A 20,949-nucleotide genomic window follows, 5' to 3' on the forward strand; every position below is an offset into this window, starting at 1 on the left:
TGTATTCGGCGTTGCCGTCTCGCCGGCGGCAACGCCGAACTCACTGCGTATCTGTGACGGCCCGTTCGTTTCCGCGGCGGTCGGATTCCAGCTGCCCCAGCATGGCCGCCATGGCGCCCGCGGGATCGCGTCGCCGGATCGCGTCCAGAATCTCGGAATGGACCGCCTGATCATGCCGGTACCGGTCGTCGGGCGCGAGCTGCAACATGTCGACCATCGCCGTACGCACCCGCGGCGCAAAGGATTCGAAGAGTTCTGACAGCACCGGGTTGTGTGCCGCACGCACCACGGTGCGATGGAACTCAAGGTCGGCGTCCACGAGTTCGGTGTCCGATCCACCATGCTCGGCATCCGCGCGTTTCTTCAGCGTCGCCCGGAGCCGGGCGAGATCCCCGGAATCCCGACGGGTGGCGGCCAAGCTCGTGGCCGCCGTCTCGATGGCCTCCCGAACTTCGAGTACATCGTCGATATCAGCGCGGCGCAGGACCACTTCCCAGTCTTCGGAGCGCTCGAGCGCAGTGACATACACGCCGGAACCCTGACGAGCCTCGACCAGGCCTCGACCGCGAAGCTCCTTGATCGCCTCGCGCACAGTGGATCTACCGACACCGAGCTCACCGGCCAATGCCGACTCGGCGGGAAGCTTGGCGCCGATCTGCCACTCGCCCGCCGTGATACGCGCCGCGATCTGGTCCGCCGCCTGCTCTACGAGCGAAAACCTGCGAAGCACTGCCATGCGCAAACGCTAACAGGTTGTCTGACGAGTGGACATTTCCCCGGGCGCACGCCGATGCCCAGTCGCCTCCAGTCTCGTGATGTTGGCCAACTCACATTCAGCACTTGTCAGGTTGTCTGATGACTTATACGCTACTGCCTGCCGGTGAAATCGGCATCGCCTCTCTGCCAGCGGCCCCGAAGGACTACGCCGCACAACCTCTCAGCACTTCACACCAGAAAGTTGGCCAGCATGGCTCTCTCGGACCGCAACCCTCCCCCGCGCCTACGCTCAGGCCAGATCGGCACGGGGGCAATCGTTTTCATGGTCGTGGCTGCAGCATCGCCGCTCGGGGCGATGTTCGTCGGGGCCGGCGCATCCATCGGACACGGCAACGGCATCGGCACTCCGGGCATCTACGTGATCGCAGGCATCACCCTGGCCCTGTTCGCCGTCGGATACGTGGCCATGAGCCGTCATGTGGTCAGCGCCGGCGCGTTCTACGTGTACATCACACGCGGACTGGGACGTGCCTTTGGGATGGGGGCCGCCATGATCGCACTGATCTGTTACAACGCCTACGTCGTCGCCCTGATCGCCTTCGTCGGCATCTCGACCCAAGGTGCCGCATCGGCCGACCTCGGTATCGAACTGCCCTGGCAGGTCTGGTCGTTGCTCGCCTACCTGGTACTGGTGACGCTGTCGTACTTCCGGATCGAGCTCAGCGCGAAGGTGCTCGGCGTGCTCCTGGCGGCGGAGTTCGTCATCCTCGGATTGCTCGACGTGATGGTCCTGGTCAAAAACGGACCAGGAGCTTTCCCACTCGAATCATTCGCTCCGAGTTCGGTTTTCACCGCCACGATCGGCGTGAGCGTCGTGTACGCGTTTTCCTCGTTCACCGGATTCGAAGCGACCGCGATCTACGGCGAGGAGGCGCGCGAACCACGCCGCACCATTCCGCGGGCCACCTACGTCGCGCTGGCACTCATCACGGGGTTCTACGTGATCACCACCTGGTCACTGATCGCGGCATTCGGACCGCAGGGCGCGGTCCAAGCGGCACAACAGGATTCGGACTTCGTCTTCAAGGCCAACAGCTTGTACGTCGGCGGGATATCCGACCACATCATGCATCTGCTGGTGTGCACCAGCCTGTTCGCCGCCCTCCTCGCCTTCCACAACGCCACCGCTCGGTACATGTTCGCGCTGGCACGCGACGGCGCGCTGCCGCGCGCGCTCGCCCGCGTCCACGACCGGCACGGTTCACCCCACATCGCGAGCCGGACTCAGCTCGGATTCGCCGGCGTGGTTCTGGTGCTCATGGCCCTCACGCGACTCGACGTGGAAGACATCGCGGCCGGCTTCCTCGGCCTCGGCGCTCTGGGGATGCTGTGCCTCCAGGGACTTGCCAGTTGTGCGGTGGTCGGGTTCTTCGCACGACGCCCCGATCGCGAACTGTGGCGCACGACCATCGCCCCCATTGCCGCAGCACTGCTCCTCGCAACCGGTATCGGGTTGTCGGTGTGGCACTTTCCGGCGCTGACGGGCGCGACGTCGAACCTGATGAATCACCTCTGGGTGCTGCTGCCCGTCGCTTTCGGAATCGGGCTCCTCGGTGCGTATTACCTACGCCGAACCCGGCCCGACAGCTACGCCGACTTCGGCTATCTCGAGCCCGCAACCGGCCACGACACCACAACCATCGCGACCAGCCCGGCCAAATGAAAGGAAACCACATGTCCCCCACCTGCCTTCATCTTCCGATTCTCGCGGGCCAGACGCCACGCACCGAGGTATTCATGGCCGAACTGGCCGGCCCGCGTGCGGAGGCCTACGGCGAATCACAACGCGAACTCGAAGTGACCAAAGAAGCGTGGTTCATCGTCCGATCCGGCGCCGGCGACATCCTCGTGGCCTACCTGGAATGCGTCGACTTCGCCCTGGCGCTCGGCCGAATGAGCGTATCGGCACGACCGTTCGACCGGTGGTTCAAAGATTCGCTGCGCGCCTGCACCGGACTCGATCTCGACAATCCGCCGGCCCTCTCACTCCCGGAACTCGCCGCCTACTACACCGAAAGCTGAAACATGAGAACACTTCTCGACCGCGCCTTCGCACTCAACCCGAACATGCTCGCTGCAGCCATCAAGCTGCATCAGGCAGGCGCGGTGCCATCGGCCACGCAATTGATCGACCTTGACATGATCGCCCAGAACGCGCGCCGCACTGCCGCGGCCGCCGAGAAACACGGGCTGCGCGTATACGCCATGACCAAGCAGAACGGTCTGAACCCCTTTATGACCAAGGTGATGCTGGAGTGCGGTATCCCGTCCACCTGTGCGGTGGAAACGCTTCAGGCACACCGGATTCACCGCTATGGATTCCCCCTCGGAAACGTCGGCCACATCCAGAACGTCCCGGCCGCGCAGGTTCCCGCGGTGGTCGCGATGCGCCCCGAATTCATCACGGTCTACACCTACGAGGCTGCTGCGCGGGTCTCCGCCGCGGCTGCGCGGCTCGGCGTCACGCAGCGGCTCTACGTGCGGGTCACCAACCAGGCACCGACCGGAACACCGATCGTCGGCGTCGACGACGGCGCGTTCAGCGGGCTTGTCGGCGGGTGGACCGAGGACACCTGTGTTGCCGGAATCCGACCGCTGCTGGACCTTCCGAACGTCGAGGTCGCGGGATTGACCCAATTCTCCGCCATCAGCTACGGGGAAACCGGTGATCCGTCGGTGGTGAAACCGACCGAGGCGTTCTTCACCATGCTGCGCGCCAAGGAACTGCTGGAAAGAGAACTTGGTCTGGCCGATCTTCATCTCAACGTCGGCGGCAACGCCAACGTCGGAACGTTTCCCGTCCTCGCGAGCTACGGCGTCACCGAAGTGGAGCCCGGGGTGTCGCTGGCCGGGTCGGGCGGCTTCCATGCCAAGCAGGACATGGCCGAACGACCGGCACAAGTCGTGGTCACCGAGGTCAGCCACTACTGGGGCGACAATGTCTACACCGCGGGCGGTGTGTTCAACTTCGTCTCCGATCTGTATGACCCGGAGCCCATGTCCGCTGCGGCCGGAACCGATCTCGACTCCGCGAGGGGCTGCCGCATTCCGTATCTGTACAACGAAATGGTTGACGCCCACGGGGTATTCGGCCCGGGTGAGCCGATGCCGGCAATCGGCGACACCGTCCTGGTGGTGCATCACCCCCAGGCATTCCTCGAGCGTGGTTACACCGCTGCCGTCAGCGGCATCGCCACCGGTAACCCGCGCGTCGAGGGCGTCTTCGATGCCGCGTGCAACCAACTCGACGAGTCGTTCAACGTGCTTCCACTGCAGCACACACTCGACCGTCTCGACGCGGTCGGCCGCTCCTACCGCGGCGAGAGCTGAGGCACAGCCATGACATCCACGACAACCGATGCGATGACCGTCGCCGGCCACACCGTTCTCCCCGCGGTCACCCGCTTCCTACGCAGGCCCAAGCGGCTGCTCATCGGCGACGAGTGGACCGAACCCGACGCGGGCCGGATGTTCTCGACCACGGACCCGGGCACGGGTCTGCGCCTCGCCGAGGTCCCCCGCGCCGATGCGCAGGACGTCGACCGCGCCGTGCGAGCCGCCCGCCGCGCATTCGACACCGGAGCCTGGCCATCGCTCAAACCCAATGAGCGCGAACGCCTCTTGTGGCGAGTCGGTGATCTGCTCTCGGAGCGCGCCGAGGAGATCGGCCAGTTGGAGGCCCTCGACAACGGAAAGTCCGCCGCGGTCGCCGCGGCCGTCGATGTGGCATGGGCGGCCGACGTCTTCCGCTACTACGCGGGCTGGTGCACCAAGATCGAGGGCACGACGGTCGACGTGTCCATGCCGTTCGTTCCCGGCGGCCAGTTCCACGCCTACACCCTGCGTGAGCCCGTCGGTGTCTGCGGACTCATCGTGCCGTGGAACTTCCCGATCCTGATGGCGGCGTGGAAGCTGGCCCCGGCCCTGGCCGCCGGCAACACCGTCGTCCTCAAACCGGCTGAGCAGACGCCTCTTTCGGCGCTGCTGCTGGGCGAGCTCTTTCTGGAGGCGGGTTTTCCGCCAGGCGTGGTCAACGTGGTGACCGGCTTCGGTGATGCGGGTGCGGCACTGGCCGCGCACGAGGGCGTGGACAAGATCGCATTCACGGGTTCCACCGAGGTCGGCAAGCGGGTGTTGGCCGCGGCCGGCGGCAACCTCAAGAAGGTATCGCTCGAGCTGGGTGGCAAAAGCGCCAACATCGTGTTCGCGGATGCCGATTTCGATGCCGCCGTGACCGGTTCACTCAACGCCTGGCTGTTCAACCACGGTCAGTGTTGCGTCGCCGGAACGCGATTGTTCGTCGAGCACCACATCTTCGACGAGTTCACCGCAGCGGTGGCCGACGCCGCGTCCCGAGTGACGATCGGCCACGGCCTCGATCCGGCCACGCAGCTCGGTCCGCTGGTCTCACAGAGCCAGTTCGATAAAGTCACCGATTATCTGGCAGCAGGACTGACAGACGGCGCACGCGCCCTGTGTGGTGGAAAACGCTGGGGCGACCAAGGTTTCTTTGTCGAACCGACCGTATTCGTCGATGTACAGCCGCAGTTCCGCGTGGTGGCGGAAGAGATCTTCGGCCCGGTGGTGGCGGCCATGCCGTTCCGAGCAGATGACGACATCGCCGCTGCCGCCAACGACTCGATCTACGGGCTGGCCGCCGGCATCTGGACGCGTGACATCTCCAGGGCGCACCGGCTGGCCCGGCAACTGCACGCCGGATCGGTCTGGGTCAATCAGTACAACGGCTTCGACACCGCGATGCCGTTCGGCGGCTACAAGCAATCGGGATGGGGCAGGGAACTGGGTGCAGGGGCCATCGACCTCTACACCCAGACCAAAGCCGTCAACGTTGCGTTGTAGCGGCACCAGCCGCCGCGAGCCGAGCCTGCGCCCCGGCGGCTCGGCTCGCGGCCTCGATCCCCGACACGTCGCGCACCGCCCCCTGGTCTGCCGACAGGGCCATGGCGGCGTAGGCCCGCAGCGCGGGCGACACCTCACGGTCCCGGTGCTTCGGCCAGTACCCGCCGCCCTGTTCCAGCCGATGCCGGCGGGCGTCGAGTTCGGTTGCGTCGACGCCCAATTCGATGCGGCGGCCCGGGATGTCGATGTCGATGCGGTCCCCGTCCTGCACCAGGGCGATGACGCCTCCGGCCGCTGCCTCCGGCGAGATGTGGCCGATCGACAACCCCGAGGATCCGCCGGAGAACCGCCCGTCGGTGATCAGCGCGCACACCTTCCCGAGCCCGACACCCTTGAGATACGAGGTGGGATAGAGCATTTCCTGCATCCCGGGCCCACCGCGGGGGCCCTCGTAGCGCACCACGACGACGTCGCCGGGCTGCACCCGGCCGCTCAAGATGACGTCCTGTGCCTCCTCCTGGGATTCGACGACCACGGCGGGGCCGCTGAAGCGCAGGATCGAGTCGTCGACGCCGGCTGTCTTGACCACGCACCCGCCCTCGGCGAGGTTTCCGCGCAGGATGGCCAGCCCGCCGTCGGCCGAATACGCATGCGCGACATCGCGGATACAGCCTGACACCGCGTCGAGGTCGAGGTTCTCCCAGCGGCAGGACTGCGAAAACGCAGAACTGGACCGCACCCCGCCCGGCGCGGCGAAAAACAGGTCCACGGCCGCGTCCGAGACCTTGGGAGATCTCGTGTCCCACGTCTCGAGCCACGAGGTGAGCGAATCAGCATGGATCGCATGCACATTGGTGTCCAGCAGGCCCGCACGCAGCAGCTCTCCCATCACGGCGGGGATGCCACCGGCCCGGTGCACATCCTCCATCAGGTACTTGCCGTTGGGGGCGACCTTGCAGATGCACGGAATCCTGGTGGAGAGCGCTTCGATATCGGCAAGATCGAAGTCCACCTCCGCTTCACGTGCCGCCGCGAGCAGATGCAGGATGGTGTTGGTTGACCCACCCATCGCGATGTCGACCACCATGGCGTTGGAAAACGCTGCGGCAGAAGCAATGTTGCGGGGTAGCGCGCTCTCGTCGTCCTCGTTGTAGTAGCGCCGGGCCAGAGCCATGACGGCCGCACCGGCGTCCTCATAGAGCGCGCGACGCGCCGTGTGGGTCGCCAGCGTCGTGCCGTTGCCCGGCAGGGCCAGCCCGATCGCCTCGGTGAGACAGTTCATCGAGTTCGCGGTGAACATGCCGGAGCACGACCCGCAGGTCGGGCACGCCGCGGCCTCGACGCGCTCGAGGTCGGCGTCCGAGACCTCGGGAGCGACCGCGTCGGTCACCGCCGAGATCAGGTGCAGGCCGGTGCGCACCGTGCCGTCGACGAGCGTCGCCGTGCCGCCTTCCATCGGCCCGCCCGACACGAACACCGTCGGCACGTTCAACCGCAGCGCGGCCATCAACATGCCGGGAGTGATCTTGTCGCAGTTGGAGATACAGACCAGCGCATCTGCGCGGTGCGCATTGACCATGTACTCGATCGAGTCGGCGATCAGGTCGCGGGACGGCAGCGAGTACAACATGCCGCCGTGCCCCATGGCGATGCCGTCATCGACAGCGATGGTGTTGAACTCCCGCGCTATTCCGCCGGCAGCCTGCACCGCGTCGCACACGATGCGGCCCACCGGCTGCAGATGGGTGTGGCCGGGCACAAACTCGGTGAAACTGTTGGCCACAGCCACAATTGGCTTGCCGAAGTCGGCGCCGGACACACCGGCGGCGCGCAGCAACGCCCGCGCGCCGGCCATGTTCCGGCCGTGGGTGACGGTCCTGGATCTCAATTCGGGCATGGCACCCATGCTTGTGGACGGCGCGCGACAGGCGAAGACGGTGCTGCCTCTAGTACTGCCACTACCAGCCTTAACATTGAGCGATGTCCAACCAGGCCGCCCGCGCAGAGCTGGGCGGATTCCTGCGGATGCGCCGGGAGGCGGTCGACCGCGCCGAGCACGATCTGCCGCCGATCCGGGGCCGCCAGAACGGCCTCCGCCGTGAGGAAGTGGCGTTCCTGTCCGCCATCAGCGTCACCTGGTACACGTGGCTGGAGCAGGGCCGTGACATCAACCCGTCGCGGCAGGTGCTCGACGCCATCGGGGAAACGCTGCGGCTCTCCCCTGCCGACCAGACGTACCTGCTGTCACTCGCCGGTTTCTCCCCGGGCGGCGCGCAACTCATGCCGGATACCGGCGAACCGCCTGATCATCTGCTCCGGCTTCTGGAGGCGTTCGGCCGCTCGCCGGCCTTCGCGATCGATCTCGACTGGGAGATCACCGCATGGAATCGCGCCTACGCGGCGCTGTATCCGCGGGTGCGGACGGTCGCTCGCGAGGATCGCAATCTGTTGTGGCTGGTGTTCACCGATCCGTCGATCCGGCAGCTGATGCCGGACTGGGACGTGGAGAGTCGGCGCTTCGTTTCGGAGTACCGCATGCAGAACGGCGCCCGACTCGGCGAGCCCGCGGTGGTCGAACTACTCGACCGATTGCGCGCGGACAGCCAGGAATTCGACCGCGTCTGGAACGACCACACCATCGAGGGTTTTCAGACCCGGATCCGTCGGTTCGCCCACGAGGCACTCGGCGATATCGAGCTGGAGTATCACCGGCTGGCCCCGGCTGACCTGCCGGATCTGAACATCGTCGTCTACACCCCGGCCACCGCGGAGGCGGACCGGCAGCTCGACAGTATCCGGGGCGGCTAGCTGGCCTGGATGAATGCGGCGATGCCTTGGCAGATGGCGTTGGCGTAGGTCTGCCACCCCTGCATCGTGGCCATGGCGGCGCCCTCTTCGGGGTTCTTCATGTTGCCGCACTCGACCAGGATCGACGGAAACTGAGCGAGGTTCAGACCGGTCAGGTCGGCCCGGCCGTACAGACCGTTGCTGCCGATGTAGGTCGCCGGCGTCAGCCCCGCGGCCACCATCCGATCGCGCATGATCTGGGCGAATCGCACCGACGGTCCGGCCTGCACCTGGTTCAGCGGCGGCGCCGAGTAGTTGACGTGGAATCCGTGGCCGCCCGCGGGACCGCCGTCGGCGTGGACCGACACGACCGCATTGGGCCGCAGGGCGTTCGCCATCTCGGCGCGCTGGTCGACGCACGGCCCGAGGGCGTTGTCGTTGTTGCGCGACAGGTGCACCTGCACGCCGGCGTTCGCCAGCTGCTGCTGCATCAGCAGCACCACGTTCCAGGTGAACGAATGTTCGGGGAAGCCCGCCGTCGTGGACGTGCCACTGGTCTGGCAGTCCTTGGTGCCGCCGCGGCCGGTGGGCACCTGCTTGGTGATCGACGAGTCGTTGGCCCCGTTGTGCCCCGGGTCGAGGAACACGACGGCACCGGCCAGCCCAGCGGCTCTGGCCACGGGTGCGGTGAGCGACGACACAACGGCAGGCATACCGACCAGAACCGGCGCCGCAGCAGCCATTCTCAGCATGCGTCGGCGCGAGATGCAGCCGACGCCCTTACCTGCGTCGTCTCTTTCACACGGGCTACTGGTCACTGATCGGATGCTACGGACCGAGACTGGGAACACCCCCGAGCGCCCTGACACGGTTCCGTCACGAAGCAATAACTTCTTTCGGGTTCGGCGTACGGTCGAGGCGTGGAGACGAATGTCGAGACAGCAGGCGTCGGCGCACGGATCAAGGCCATAGCAGGCTGGGCGGCCGCACGCACCCGCAAGACCAGCCCATCGCCACTTTTGCCGCCCTGGGAAGCCCCGCCGGCGCGGTACGGCGTCGGAGTGCACCACAACGTGGCAGTGCCGATGAGCGACGGCATCTCGCTGCGGGTGGATATCCACTATCCGACCGACCCGGCGACGGGCGAGGCCGCTGCCGGCCCCTTCCCCGTATTGCTCTCGATGACGCCGTACGGCAAGAAGGCACCCCCGCCGGCCGCCCAGATCGGTGGTGGCGCAACGCCGTACCTGATCCGTCGTGGCTACATCGAGGTGATGGCCGACGTGCGGGGCACCGGAGTTTCGGGCGGGTCTTTCGAGATGCTCGGGCCCGAGCAGGTGCAGGACGGCGTCGACCTGGTGAATTGGGCTGCGACGCTGCCCAATTCGAATGGCCGCGTCGGCATGTTCGGCATCTCGTATCTGGCCATCAACCAACTCATGACGGCCGCCGCGGTGGGTCCCGGCTCGCCGTTGAAGGCGATCTTCCCGGCGATGGCCGCCAACGATTTCTACCGCGATGTCGTCACCATGGGTGGCGTCCCGCACATGCGTACCGTCCGCGCCTACGGTGCCACCTACTCGCTGCTGAACGTGATCAACCCGGCACTGGAGTTCGCCCATCGCGGTAGCCATGAAAGGCCCAGGGCCGGTGGCATTTCCGCGGTGCGCCAGCGCGGAAGCGACCAGCGCAGCTATTTCAAGAGCCTGATCAAGGACGCCATCGGTGGCGGCGACACCGCATTCGACGGCACGTTCTGGGACACCATGCGCCCCGCGGACGTGGTGCCGAAGATCGCCGAGAACGGCATTGCGGTGTTTCTGGTGGCCGGCTGGCATGACGCGTTCCAGCGCGGCGCGCCCTTGAACTATGTGGCGTTGCAGAACACGTTCGCCGGCCGTCCCGCCGACGCCGCCATGACCGCCGACCAGCCCGTCTCCGACAAGTTCCAGCTCATGGCCGGTCCCTGGTACCACGTCTCGGATCTCGACGGGCAGCATCTGCAGGCCCTGCAGTTGCGCTGGTTCAACCGCTGGCTCAAAGACGACGAGACCGCGGTCGTCACCGGTGCGCCGGTACGGTTCCAGGCGATCGGCAGCCCGAAGTGGTTCCGCACCAGTGCTTATCCGTTCCCGGAGGCCACCCCGACGCGGCTGTACCTGGGCCTGGGCGGCGGCCTGCATGCCACCCCGTCGGCCGACGAGTCGACCGCCACGCTCCAATACCTCTCTCGCGGACCGGTTTCCGGACGCAGCCTGGAGCAGTGGAGCCTCGGCATGGGCAGTTTCATGGTGTCGCAGACGGGCCGCAGCGTCCGGTACGACCAGGACAACTCCCGGCTGCAGCGCGACGCGCTGACCTACACCAGCGAGGCGTTCGACACCGAGCAGCTGCTGGCCGGGCCGGTCGGGTTGACGATCTTCGCCACTGCAGATCGAACCGAAACCCTGTGGGTCGCACACCTCGACGACCTCTCTCCGGAAGGCGTCAGCCGGCCGCTGACGCAGGGGGCGCTCCTCGGGTCGCATCGTGCCCTCGACCCGGAGGCCAGCTGGCTCCTGCCCGACGGCACCGTGCTACGGCCGCAACACCTCAGCACCAAGGCTGCCGCCGAGCCCGTCGTGCCCGGTGAATTGACTCGCTACGACATCGAGGTGTTCCCGACCGCGGCGCTCCTCGCCCCGGGCCACCGGTTGCGGCTGACGCTGACGACGTACGACTTCCCGCATCTGGTGCCGACCCGCCCGCAGCGGACGGCACTGGCGGGCGGGACGTATCGGATTTCTCAAGGGGGCGTACACGCTTCGCACCTCGTGGTGCCGTTGGCCGACCCGGCCACGATGCAGCAGTCGTAGCGCGAGAGACTACGCCAGGAAGCGCTGCGTGTAGGGCGCGAAGCGGGCCTTCAGGTCATCCGGGTCGAGCCCGAACATCGCACAGGAGGTCTCGACCCGGCCCAGCCGGCCGCGCTGGTGGCTGGCGAGGTAGTCCGCCATCTTGCTGCGTTCGACCTCCGAAAGTTGTTCCTCCGCAAGGGCGAAAACGCTTTCCGCGGCGCCGAGATCGTCGGCCATGAAATCGTCGAAGCGGATGTCGATGGACCGGTCCCGGCCGATGATCTCCCGGTTACGGACCAGCCCGGCGAGCATGTGCTCCAGCCGCTGCACCCAGTATGCCGCGATGTGTTCGACCGGAACCGGGCTGCGGTGCATGCGCGCCGAGTAGGTGATCATCGCGAGCATCGACAGCACCACCGGCACCGGATCGCGATGCGTGAAAACGCCGACCACACCGGGCAATTCGGCATTGAGCACTGGTAGTTGTTCGAGATGCTGCGGCGACTTGAGCAACCAGCGCCGGCCGCCGCGCAGGAACTGCAAGGCCTTCAGCTGGGTCACCATGTGCCGGTAGTGCGGCGTCTGGTCGTGGGATTCGTAGTAGTCACGCCACGCGGGGACGTCCGCCAAGGTCTCGAAGTACATCGTGGAAAAGTCGTTGGCCAGCAACTGAATTTCCTCGTGTACGTGGTCGGTGGTCATCTCGTGCATCAGCGGGAAGTGCGGCATCACGATGTTCATCACGTTGACCGCGACGTCCATCCGGGTGCGCCGCGGGTCCGGCTCGATACCGGCCTCGGACGCCAGCGGGAACGGCTCCATCGACTCCCAGTACGGCAGGGTCCGGAAGGTTCCCGCGGCGGCCAGCAGGTTGTGCAGGTGCGTGGTCCCGGTGCGCGGCAGCCCGACGATCACCACCGGAGGCAGCAGTTCGATGTCGTGAATCTCGGGGTGCCGCTTCAACAAATCGGTGAGCAGCAGCCGATTCTTCAACAGCTGCAGCAGTTGGCCGTAGAAGTTCACGACGCCGGGGCCGTTGAGGCCGTCGATCTGCCGGAGCGCGCCCAGCAGCACCTCGAGGCGTTCGCGGTAGTCGGTGGCGCCGAAGTCGTCGAGGCCGGTGTCGGCGCTCGCCTTGGCGTGCAGCGCGTCCGCGTCGAGCGGACAGTCCGCCGCCAGCATCGTCATCATGTCGCGGAACTGCTGCGCCTCGGCCGTGAAGGTCGGACAGGCCAGGTCATCGAGCCGGACAACGTCTGTGGTGCCAGTCACACTACTTATGTTACTATAAGTTTCGTAATGGCGAAAGAACTTGGTAGACCACGTGATCGGCGCATCGACGACGCCGTACTGGACGCGACCGTGCAGCTCCTCGGCGAAGTCGGTTATGCCGCACTGTCCGTGGACGCCATCGCCAAGCAGGCCGGCACCAGCAAACCGGCGATCTACCGGCGCTGGCCCAGCAAGGCCCACCTCGTCCACGAGGCCGCATTCCCCGCCGGTGTCGCCACGGAACTGCCCGACACCGGCTCTCTCGAAGGCGATGTCCGGGCCATGGTCCGCGGCACCGTGGCGGTGCTCAGCACCCCGGCGGCCCGCGCCGCGCTCCCTGGACTGCTCGGCGAGATGACCGCCGACGCCACCCTGCACAGCGCTCTGCTGGATCGGTTCGCCGACGCACTTGGTCCCGGGTTGCATGCCCGCCTCGATGCCGCCGCGGCACGCGGCGAACTCCGCGCCGACGTCGCCTCCGCTGACCTGACCGAGGTCATCACCGGTATCGCACTGCTCGCCGCACTCACGCGGAGCGCTGCCCCCGATGACGACTGGATCGACCGCAACACCACACTCATTCTGAAAGGTATTGGCGCATGACCGAATCCGCTGCCGCTTGGCGGGAACTCCTCGACACCCTTCGCGAGCTCGACACCTCCTTCCTCGAGGGTCCGCGTGCCGTCACCGACGACCGCCAGATCGCCGACGGTTACCGGATGCTCGCGACGGGGCTCGGGGTGGCCCTCGACTGCTATCTGTTCCCCGAGCCGGGACGGCCGCAGTTCGTCACCGTCAACACCCCGACCCGGCACGACCGCCGTTGGGGCGGCGACAACACCGACGCCTACTACCACATGTGTCCGGTCGACCCGGAGCGCAAATACCGGATCAGCGGCAACAAGGGCGACAGCGTCTACCTATCCCTGACCGCGTACAACGAGCCCTCTCCCGGCGCCTGGTCCAACCGCGTCGTCGCGATAATCCGTGACACCGACATCGAATTCGACGCCGATGGCAACTTCTCCTTCGAGCTCGGACCCCTGCCCGAGGCAGCGGTCTTCCTGACCCGCGACTACCAGGCCGATCCGACGACGGGCCGTCCGGTCACCTGGAACATCGAGGCACTGGATGCACCGGACCCGTTCCGGCACAGTGACGCCGCAACCGCCGCCGCATTGCGGTCCAGCGCCACCTGGATTCGGACGCTGTTCGCCATCATGCCGATGCCGGTGGGCACCCGCGCCGTCGACGATGCCAGCCTCGGGCACGAAACCGCCCATCTAGCCAATGAATTCGCCGCGCCCTATCAGGTGCCGGACGCCAACTTCGGCTGGTCGGCGCGCGACGCCTGCTATTCGTACGGCAGCTTCGTGCTCGCCGATGACGAAGCTCTGGTCATCACCCACCGTCCGCCGGCATGCCGGTTCTGGAACCTGGTGGTGTGGAACCAGTTCATGGCCACCCCCGGTGCCAGTGACGCCCGTAGTTCGCTCAATGGCTACAGCGCAGTGCCCAATGCCGACGGCACGGTGACGGTCGTGTTGTCGCGCGGCACCACCTCCCACCCGAATTCGCTGACCACACTGGACTATCCGGTGGGCAACCTGGCGTTCCGCTGGTTCCTGACCGATCAGGTGCCGGACCGGCCCGAAGTGCAGCTCGTCAAGATCGCCGACGCCCCCACGTCACCTTCCTGAGGGATTTGTGCACGATTTTCCGCGCCGACCGCGGAAAATCGTGCACAAATCACGGGACGACGGCGTCGATGGCCCGGTAGATCCGCTGCTCGCTGACCGGCCGTGGGGTGCCCAACTGCTGGGCCCACAGGCTGACGCGCAACTCCTCGATCTGCCGGGCGATGTCGCGGACGTCCTCACCTTGGCAACGTAGTGGCGAAAGCGCTTGCCGCAGTTCGTCGTATGCGTCCTCGACAGCGTGGACGCGGTCCATCCGTTCCCGGTCTGCCGCCGGCGCCTGCGGCAGGCGCTCCAAGCGTCGGCCGATGGCCGTCAGGTAGCGGGTCAGGTCGGCCAAGTGGGTCACGCCCGTCGCCGCGACGAATCCCACAGGCAACAGCCGAGCCAGCTGCGCGCGGATATCGGCGACGGCGTCGGCCTGGAGCGCAGAAGGCTTGTCGGGCAACGCAACCTGCGCTGCGTGCGCGGCGGTCAACACGCGCTCGACGCGACCGACGACGTCGAGTGTCGTCGGGACCAGCTTGGCTGCGACGGTATCGCGCAGCGCCGTGAAGTCCGCCGCGGTCCACACCGGCTTGGGCGCCAACACCCGCACCGCTGCGTCGGCGCAGTCCTCGAGAAGCGCCGCCAGGCTGCCGTCCGGGTTGCTCGACAGCGACAGGCGCGCGCGGGGATTGAGCCCGCGCTCGGCAGCCTTGACCGGTGATGGCGCCGCGAGCCGCAGCAACCGTCGCAGCCCGGGACCCATGGCCGCGGCCTGCTCAGCCGCCGTCGGGAAGACCCGGATATCCACTGCGGCGCCGGTATCCACGAACGCCGGGAATCCGCGCACGGTGTGGCCGCCGGCCGAGCTTTCCACGGTGCGGGGCAGCTCGGCGAGGTCGTCCGGCCAGGCCTTGAGGCCGGTCCGTTGCAGATCGCCCGCGACGGCACCCGCCACGGCCTGCCGGACCGAGCCGGCCAGTCGATCGTGCAGCGCGCCCAGGTCCTTGCCGCGCGCCACCTCGGTGCCGTCTTTCTCGACGGCGAAGGTGACCCGCAGGTGGTCCGGAATCTTGCTCAGGTCGAAGGCGTCGATCGGCACCAGAATGCCGCTGCGCCTACGCAATTCACGCTGCAGCTCCTCGAGCAGTGAGCCGTCTCCCGGATGGAGGTCCGGCAGCACCGCCCGCGCGGTGTCGGGCGCGGGCACGAAATTGCGGCGCAGGTCCTTGGGCAACGATTTGATCAGCGCGGTGACCAACTCTTCCCGCAGCGCGGGCACCTGCCACGCGAAACCGTCGCCGCCGAGCCGGGCCAGCACCTCGACCGGAACGTGTACCGTCACACCGTCGTCGGCAGCGCCAGGCTCGAACCGGTAGCTCAACGGCAGCGACAGGTCGCCGGTCTGCCAGGTGTCGGGCTGGTCGGCGTCGGTGTCGGTGCGCAGCAGGTCGTCGCGCGTCATGGTCAGCAAGTCCGGCGTCACATGCCGCTGCTTCTTCCACCAGGCGTCGAAATGCCGTGCCGACACCGCGCTTTCGGGGACCCGCTGGTCGTAGAAGGCGTAGACCTCGTCATCGCCGGCCAGCAGATCCCGGCGCCGGGCGCGCTCCTCCAGCTCTTCCAGTTCAGTTCGCAGGCGCGTGTTGTCGCGGAAGAAGTGGTGCCGCGTCTGCCAGTCACCTTCTACCAGCGCGTGCCGGATGAACAGCTCGCGCGCGACCACGGGATCCACCTGCGCGTACCCGACCCGACGGCGCGGCACCAGCGGCAGCCCGTACAGCGTCACCCGCTCGAACGCCATGACCGCACCCCGGCGGTCATCCCAGTGCGGCTCACTGAAGCTGCGCTGCAACAGATCTCCGGCGACCCGCTCGACGGTCTCCGGTTCGATGCGCGCCGCGATACGGCCGAACAGCCGACTCGTCTCCACCAGATCTGCGACGACGATCCACCGCGGCGGCTTCTTCGTCAGCACAGACCCCGGCGCCAGCACGAATCGCGAGTTGCGGGCGCCCTGGTAGTCGCGCGTCTCACCTTCCCGCAACCCGACGTGCGACAACAGCCCGGCGGTCAGCGCGGTGTGGATGCGCAGCGGGTCGGCGTCGTCGCCCGACTCCCGGATACCGAGATCACCGGCGATGCTGCGCAATTGGCCGACCAGGTCCTGCCATTCCCGAATCCGCAGGTAGTGCAGGAATTCGTCGCGGCACATCCGGCGGAAGGCGCTGCCGGACAACTGGTTCCGCTGCTCGCGCAGGTAGTTCCACAAGTTCAGATAGGAGATGAAGTCCGAATGCTCGTCAGCGAAGCGTGCGTGCTTCTGCCGCGCGGCCTCTTCCCGGTCGGACGGCCGCTCCCGCGGATCCGGGATCGACAGTGCGGCGGCCAGAATCAGCACCTCACGTACGCAGCCTTCGGTGTCGGCTTGCAGGATCATCCGGCCGACGCGCGGGTCCAGCGGCAGGCGGGCCAGCCGGCGACCGACGTCGGTGATGGCGCCCTTCGCGTCGAAAGCGCCCAATTCCTGGAGCAATTGGATGCCGTCGCGAATGCTGCGCGCATCCGGCGGGTCCAGGAACGGGAACGCCTCGATGTCACCGAGCCCCAGCGCCGCCATCTGCAGGATGACCGCGCCCAGGTTGGTACGCAGGATCTCGGGGTCGGTGTACCGAGGTCGGCTCGCGAAGTCCTCTTCCGAGTACAACCGGATGCACACACCGGGTGCGGTACGGCCCGACCGGCCGGACCGCTGTGCGGCCGACGCCTGCGAGATCGGTTCGATCGGCAGCCGCTGCACCTTGGTCCGCCGGCTGTAGCGGGAGATGCGCGCTGTGCCGGGGTCGACGACGTACCGAATGCCCGGCACGGTCAGCGAGGTCTCGGCGACGTTGGTGGCCAACACGATCCGGCGCGGCCCACCCGGCTTGGCGGTGAAGACCTTCTGCTGGTCCGCGGTCGGCAACCGGGCGTACAGCGGCAGGATCTCGGTCGGGAAGGTGTCACCCGACAATGCGTCCCGCAAAGCCTCTGCGGTGTCCCGGATTTCGCGCTCACCGGACAGGAAGACCAGCACATCGCCCGCCGGCTCGGATTCCAGTTCGCGCACCGCGTCGACGATGGCCTCGGTCTGGTCGCGCGGCTCGGTGCGGACGATCTCGTGGTCCGGGTCGTCCGGGTCATCACTGTCGTCCACCGCAACCGGTACTTCCAGTGGCCGGTAACGGATTTCGACGGGGTACGTGCGGCCGGAGACCTCGACGATCGGCGCGTCATAGAAGTGTTTGGCGAATCGCTCGGGCTCGATGGTCGCCGACGTCACGATGACCTTCAGGTCCGGACGACGCGGCAGCAACTCGCGCAGATACCCGAGCAGGAAGTCGATGTTGAGGCTGCGTTCGTGCGCCTCGTCGAGGATCAGCGTGTCGTACCGCAGCAGCCGCCGGTCCCTCTGAATCTCGGCGAGCAGAATGCCATCGGTCATCAGTTTGACCAGGGTCGAGTCGCTGGCCTGATCGGTGAACCGCACCGTGTAGCCGATGGCCCCGCCCAGTGCCGTGCCGGTTTCGTCGGCGATGCGCTGCGCCACCGTGCGCGCGGCCAGCCGCCGTGGCTGGGTGTGCCCGATGGTGCCGCGGATGCCCCTGCCGAGCTCGAGACAGATCTTGGGCAGCTGCGTCGTCTTGCCCGAGCCGGTCTCGCCGGCGACGATCACCACCTGGTTGTCGGTGATGGCCTTGGCGATCTCACCTCGACGGTCGGTGACCGGCAGGTCGGGATAGGTGATCGCAGGAACAGCCGCGAGGCGGCTGGCGATCACCCCTTCCGCGGCCGCGATCTGTTCGGCGATCTTCTCGGGATTGTCGCCCCGCAGATTCTTCAGCCGACGCTCCAGCCGCGCGGCGTCACGGATGGTCAGACCATCCAGACGATCACGCAGTTCGCGCAGCTGAAGGTCGGACACCAGTCCCAGGATAGGTGGTGGCCTGCAGCACGGTCGTTCGGCTGTAGAGATCGAGGACCACAGCAGTTGACGAATTCGCGGCAGCGTGCCCGCTCAGGCAACGCGGCTGACGTGCGCGGCTGATTCTCCGATTGTTGTCGTGGTGTCGCCGATCATGGTGCGTAGCAACGCTTCTTGCTCGCGCTGTCCACACACGTCAGCTCGATCCATGCCACCAGGAAGAACCAGGGCAGCCACACTGCGCGTCAGGTTCACCGGGATGCGCAGCACCGGGTACCACGGCGGCACGTAGGTCAGGCCGAGGTTTTGCATTGCGCGGGGTCCCAGGAACCCACTGGTGACCGACAGGTGCTGTGCCTGTGCGACGCGGCGTCGCAGGCTCGGCAGGACGCGGTAATGCCAGGCCAGTGGATCCTGAGCCATCGGCATCGCCAACTGTTTGGTTGATTCATCGGGCGCAGCCAAAGCAGTGAGCGTGTGGTACAGGACGCGAACCCCGTCACGGAAGCTGCGCGGCAGCCACTCGTCGTGGACACCGATCAGCCACCCGACATAGCGGGTCAGATGCGCAACACCCTCGAGTTCGTTCGGCGAGAACACAAATCCCATCCCGATCGCTGCGGCGGGCGGAGCAATGAGTGCACCGACAAGCGTGGCGGCCATATCGGTCTGGTTGACCGGCACACCCCACTCATCCGCCCGCCAGTCCGGCATTGCCGCGACATGGCGACGCACGAAAGCGTGGATCAACCGCACCCGGACCGTGGACCGGTAACCGACGCCGAGCGGCTCCAGTCCACCATCGGCAATGACATCCAGCGCCCACTGCATGGTCTCGGCGAAACGCTTGTTGGAACCTTTCTCGAGCGCGCCGGTGCGCAGCAGCGTCTTGTTGAAGCCGGAGAACTGATAGCCCCCCAGAAGTGACACGTCACGCGCGACGTACATCCCGTCAGCTCCGGCCCGGCGGAGCGTGCGCGCACCGACACGCAGTTTGGCCAGGTCCACCCAGTCCGGGGTCTCCTCGATCTGGGTAAAGAATTCCCGCAGCGGTTCCGGCGCGTCGGGCACTCCAGCGATGCCCTCGGCCAGCGCCCGGTCAAACAACGGCCGGGCCTGCAGCGTGCCTGCGGTCATCATCCAATCGACAAGGCGGTCGGCGGGCTCGTCGCCGACTGTGAGCCGCTGACCGAGGTGCTCCCACTGCTCGGCATTCGGCTTGCCAATACCCAGCAGCAGCACGAACATCCGCACCAAAGCCGGGACACCGCGGGGCTCCTCAGGGTGACGAGCGGGAATGGGTGCGGTCATCGGCGCACTCCGTCGATGTGCGGGTGCCAGTTCCGCGAGGCACCGGAGCTGCCAGAACGTCGTTGTTCTCGGGTCGATGAAGCCATGCCCAAAATGCTGACACGAGCTTTTACTCGCATACAATTCGTTTCGTGAGTGCCCGATGAGCAGCACACCGAGGGTCCCGCGACGTACCCCGCGACAGGAACGCTCGCGTTTGATGGTCGAACGCATACTCGAGGCGGGTCGGCAAGTGCTGATCGACCGCGGATACGACGCAGCTACAACAAATCGGATCGCGGAAGTTGCCGGCATCAGTCCCGGTTCCCTCTATCAGTACTTTCCCAACAAGGACACCATCGTCGCGGCCATCATCGACGCGTACACAGACCAAGTCCTGCGCTCAGTGACCACACGCCTCGTGGAGCAGGTCGGCCAACCCGAAGACATCCGCTCGCTCCGGGAAGTCATCGCGATCCTGCTCGACGCGATGATGGATCAACCAGAGATGCTGCGAGCGCTGATCGAACACACTCCCAGACTCGGCTTGGGAAACAAGATCGCCGACTTCGAACAGCGGGTCGGCGAGCTTGCGATCGCGCACCTGCGGCTGCGCGACCAGAATTCGGACCACCCCGACACGAGAATCTGGATGGTGGTCCGCGCCGTCGAGCATCTGACCATTCGATACGTGCTCGACCGCCCCTCCATCGACCACGACGAATTCCTCGACGAACTGACTGCTCTCGTCGCGTTCTGCATGATCCGCAGCCGTCCGGACGATACGTCGGAGATCACGACCGAAGCCCGCTAGCTTGTGGCCGGATCCGCTGGCAACAGACATGCCGCGAGCGCGATCCAGTCCGGTAGATGCGGGTCGCGCAACGCATTCCGGCGATCGAAGGCGTAGGTGAGCGCCACGCCACGCATGCTGGTGTTGAGCGTCTCGCGCACCCGGGCGTAGTCGGGATGCTGGTTCAGCGGCTCGCCGAACATGGCATCGGTCACCGTGCGGACCTGGCGGTAGAGAACCCGCTCCTGTTGCTCGAGGCTGTCGCGTAGCTCGGCGTTATGCCGTGCGGCAAGCCACAATTCGGTCGCCGCCCAGAAGTAGTCCTGCTGGTAGGTCGACCACATCGTCATCACGGCAGCACGGATCCGTTCCCCGGGGTCGTCCGGCCACGCGGTCCGCGTGCTCAGTTCATTGAACCGCGCTTCGGCGAGGTGCTGAACTGCTGCGACGAGTAAGGCGTCACGCGAAGGGAATTGGTGCAACAGGCTTCCCCGACTGACCTCGGCCATCTGCTGGATGCGCAGCGTCGACGTGCCCGCGTACCCGTGTTCGACGAGCGCCCGCACGGCGGCGTCCAGGATGCGTTCCTGCACCGCGATGCCGCGGCGTTGTGCACGTCGAGGTGGCGTCATCACCAAATCATAAACTAGTCAGAGTTGACTAGTTTGCCCGGATTTGCCTACGCTC

16 protein-coding genes are annotated in these 20,949 nt (G+C 66.6%); 9 read left to right on the top strand and 7 right to left on the bottom strand.

The features are described 5' to 3' along the window. Nucleotides 1–40: 40 nt before the first annotated feature. Nucleotides 41–736, bottom strand: coding sequence for a FadR/GntR family transcriptional regulator (locus H289_RS0105000; protein WP_020099658.1), 696 nt, complete (start codon nt 734–736; stop codon nt 41–43). Nucleotides 737–1,039: 303 nt separating this feature from the next. On the opposite strand from H289_RS0105000, the gene H289_RS29745 reads away from it, so the two are divergent. From H289_RS29745 to H289_RS0105020, 4 genes are all read left to right on the top strand, one after another. Then, complete coding sequence (locus H289_RS29745) at nt 1,040–2,440, top strand: APC family permease (protein WP_020099659.1); 1,401 nt, start codon at nt 1,040–1,042, stop codon at nt 2,438–2,440. A 74-nt stretch (nt 2,441–2,514) separates the two neighbouring features. After that, a complete protein-coding gene (locus tag H289_RS0105010; RefSeq protein ID WP_020099660.1) occupies nt 2,515–2,799 on the top strand; it encodes a hypothetical protein in 285 nt (94 codons plus the stop codon). A 3-nt stretch (nt 2,800–2,802) separates the two neighbouring features. Beyond that, the gene (locus tag H289_RS0105015) at nt 2,803–4,107 is read left to right on the top strand and encodes an alanine racemase (RefSeq protein ID WP_020099661.1); all 1,305 of its coding nucleotides are present in this window, start codon (nt 2,803–2,805) and stop codon (nt 4,105–4,107) included. A 9-nt stretch (nt 4,108–4,116) separates the two neighbouring features. Beyond that, entirely contained in the window at nt 4,117–5,637 is a 1,521-nt protein-coding gene (locus H289_RS0105020) for an aldehyde dehydrogenase family protein (protein ID WP_502685694.1), read from the top strand. Here the strand turns inward: H289_RS0105020 and ilvD are convergent. Further along, the gene (gene ilvD, locus H289_RS0105025) at nt 5,621–7,534 is read right to left on the bottom strand and encodes a dihydroxy-acid dehydratase (RefSeq protein ID WP_051128408.1); all 1,914 of its coding nucleotides are present in this window, start codon (nt 7,532–7,534) and stop codon (nt 5,621–5,623) included. The two genes, H289_RS0105020 and ilvD, sit on opposite strands and share 17 nt — an antisense overlap. An 83-nt stretch (nt 7,535–7,617) precedes the next feature. Here ilvD and H289_RS0105030 point away from each other — a divergent pair, with 83 nt between their 5' ends. Then, nucleotides 7,618–8,445 carry a helix-turn-helix transcriptional regulator gene (locus H289_RS0105030; RefSeq protein ID WP_020099664.1) on the top strand — a complete coding sequence of 276 codons (828 nt, stop codon included), beginning with the start codon at nt 7,618–7,620 and terminating at the stop codon, nt 8,443–8,445. Here H289_RS0105030 and H289_RS0105035 read toward each other — a convergent pair. Then, nucleotides 8,442–9,176 (bottom strand): Rv3717 family N-acetylmuramoyl-L-alanine amidase, encoded by a 735-nt coding sequence (locus H289_RS0105035; protein WP_036420132.1) that lies wholly within the window; start codon nt 9,174–9,176, stop codon nt 8,442–8,444. The two genes, H289_RS0105030 and H289_RS0105035, sit on opposite strands and share 4 nt — an antisense overlap. Before the next feature lie 333 nt (nt 9,177–9,509). Here H289_RS0105035 and H289_RS0105040 point away from each other — a divergent pair, with 333 nt between their 5' ends. After that, the gene (locus H289_RS0105040; RefSeq protein ID WP_036420232.1) at nt 9,510–11,279 is read left to right on the top strand and encodes a CocE/NonD family hydrolase; all 1,770 of its coding nucleotides are present in this window, start codon (nt 9,510–9,512) and stop codon (nt 11,277–11,279) included. Nucleotides 11,280–11,288: 9 nt separating this feature from the next. Here H289_RS0105040 and H289_RS0105045 read toward each other — a convergent pair whose 3' ends face one another. Then, a complete protein-coding gene (locus H289_RS0105045) occupies nt 11,289–12,452 on the bottom strand; it encodes a sulfotransferase family protein (RefSeq protein ID WP_081633329.1) in 1,164 nt (387 codons plus the stop codon). Between the two features lie 108 nt (nt 12,453–12,560). On the opposite strand from H289_RS0105045, the gene H289_RS0105050 reads away from it, so the two are divergent. Both H289_RS0105050 and H289_RS0105055 read left to right on the top strand, forming a co-directional pair. After that, nucleotides 12,561–13,136 (top strand): TetR/AcrR family transcriptional regulator, encoded by a 576-nt coding sequence (locus H289_RS0105050; protein WP_020099668.1) that lies wholly within the window; start codon nt 12,561–12,563, stop codon nt 13,134–13,136. Beyond that, a complete protein-coding gene (locus H289_RS0105055; RefSeq protein ID WP_020099669.1) occupies nt 13,133–14,233 on the top strand; it encodes a DUF1214 domain-containing protein in 1,101 nt (366 codons plus the stop codon). Before H289_RS0105050 ends, H289_RS0105055 begins: the two co-directional genes overlap by 4 nt. A 49-nt stretch (nt 14,234–14,282) precedes the next feature. On the opposite strand, the gene hrpA is transcribed toward H289_RS0105055, so the two are convergent. Together hrpA and H289_RS0105065 are read right to left on the bottom strand one after the other, a co-directional pair. Next, nucleotides 14,283–18,179 (bottom strand): ATP-dependent RNA helicase HrpA, encoded by a 3,897-nt coding sequence (hrpA, locus tag H289_RS0105060; RefSeq protein ID WP_020099670.1) that lies wholly within the window; start codon nt 18,177–18,179, stop codon nt 14,283–14,285. 93 nt (nt 18,180–18,272) lie between these two features. Further along, a complete protein-coding gene (locus H289_RS0105065; protein WP_029104799.1) occupies nt 18,273–19,490 on the bottom strand; it encodes an oxygenase MpaB family protein in 1,218 nt (405 codons plus the stop codon). A gap of 199 nt (nt 19,491–19,689) precedes the next feature. On the opposite strand from H289_RS0105065, the gene H289_RS29750 reads away from it, so the two are divergent. Continuing rightward, complete coding sequence (locus H289_RS29750; RefSeq protein ID WP_036420134.1) at nt 19,690–20,283, top strand: TetR/AcrR family transcriptional regulator; 594 nt, start codon at nt 19,690–19,692, stop codon at nt 20,281–20,283. On the opposite strand, the gene H289_RS0105075 is transcribed toward H289_RS29750, so the two are convergent. Next, nucleotides 20,280–20,894, bottom strand: coding sequence for a TetR/AcrR family transcriptional regulator (locus tag H289_RS0105075; protein ID WP_036420135.1), 615 nt, complete (start codon nt 20,892–20,894; stop codon nt 20,280–20,282). The genes H289_RS29750 and H289_RS0105075 overlap by 4 nt on opposite strands. Between the last annotated feature and the right edge of the window lie 55 nt (nt 20,895–20,949).

The sequence above is a fragment of the Mycobacterium sp. 360MFTsu5.1 genome, from assembly GCF_000383495.1.
GTDB lineage: Bacteria > Actinomycetota > Actinomycetes > Mycobacteriales > Mycobacteriaceae > Mycobacterium > Mycobacterium mucogenicum_B.

Coding starts and splice junctions, on each gene's coding strand:
- H289_RS0105020 (WP_502685694.1), top strand. CDS start 4,117: ATGACATCCACGACAACCGATGCGATGACCGTCGCCGGCCACACCGTT.
- H289_RS0105075 (WP_036420135.1), bottom strand. CDS start 20,894: ATGACGCCACCTCGACGTGCACAACGCCGCGGCATCGCGGTGCAGGAA.
- ilvD (WP_051128408.1), bottom strand. CDS start 7,534: ATGCCCGAATTGAGATCCAGGACCGTCACCCACGGCCGGAACATGGCC.
- H289_RS0105035 (WP_036420132.1), bottom strand. CDS start 9,176: ATGCTGAGAATGGCTGCTGCGGCGCCGGTTCTGGTCGGTATGCCTGCC.
- H289_RS0105000 (WP_020099658.1), bottom strand. CDS start 736: ATGGCAGTGCTTCGCAGGTTTTCGCTCGTAGAGCAGGCGGCGGACCAG.
- H289_RS0105030 (WP_020099664.1), top strand. CDS start 7,618: ATGTCCAACCAGGCCGCCCGCGCAGAGCTGGGCGGATTCCTGCGGATG.
- H289_RS0105010 (WP_020099660.1), top strand. CDS start 2,515: ATGGCCGAACTGGCCGGCCCGCGTGCGGAGGCCTACGGCGAATCACAA.
- H289_RS0105045 (WP_081633329.1), bottom strand. CDS start 12,452: ATGATGACGATGCTGGCGGCGGACTGTCCGCTCGACGCGGACGCGCTG.
- H289_RS0105050 (WP_020099668.1), top strand. CDS start 12,561: ATGGCGAAAGAACTTGGTAGACCACGTGATCGGCGCATCGACGACGCC.
- H289_RS0105055 (WP_020099669.1), top strand. CDS start 13,133: ATGACCGAATCCGCTGCCGCTTGGCGGGAACTCCTCGACACCCTTCGC.
- H289_RS0105015 (WP_020099661.1), top strand. CDS start 2,803: ATGAGAACACTTCTCGACCGCGCCTTCGCACTCAACCCGAACATGCTC.
- H289_RS0105040 (WP_036420232.1), top strand. CDS start 9,510: ATGAGCGACGGCATCTCGCTGCGGGTGGATATCCACTATCCGACCGAC.
- H289_RS29750 (WP_036420134.1), top strand. CDS start 19,690: ATGGTCGAACGCATACTCGAGGCGGGTCGGCAAGTGCTGATCGACCGC.
- H289_RS29745 (WP_020099659.1), top strand. CDS start 1,040: ATGGTCGTGGCTGCAGCATCGCCGCTCGGGGCGATGTTCGTCGGGGCC.
- H289_RS0105065 (WP_029104799.1), bottom strand. CDS start 19,490: ATGACCGCACCCATTCCCGCTCGTCACCCTGAGGAGCCCCGCGGTGTC.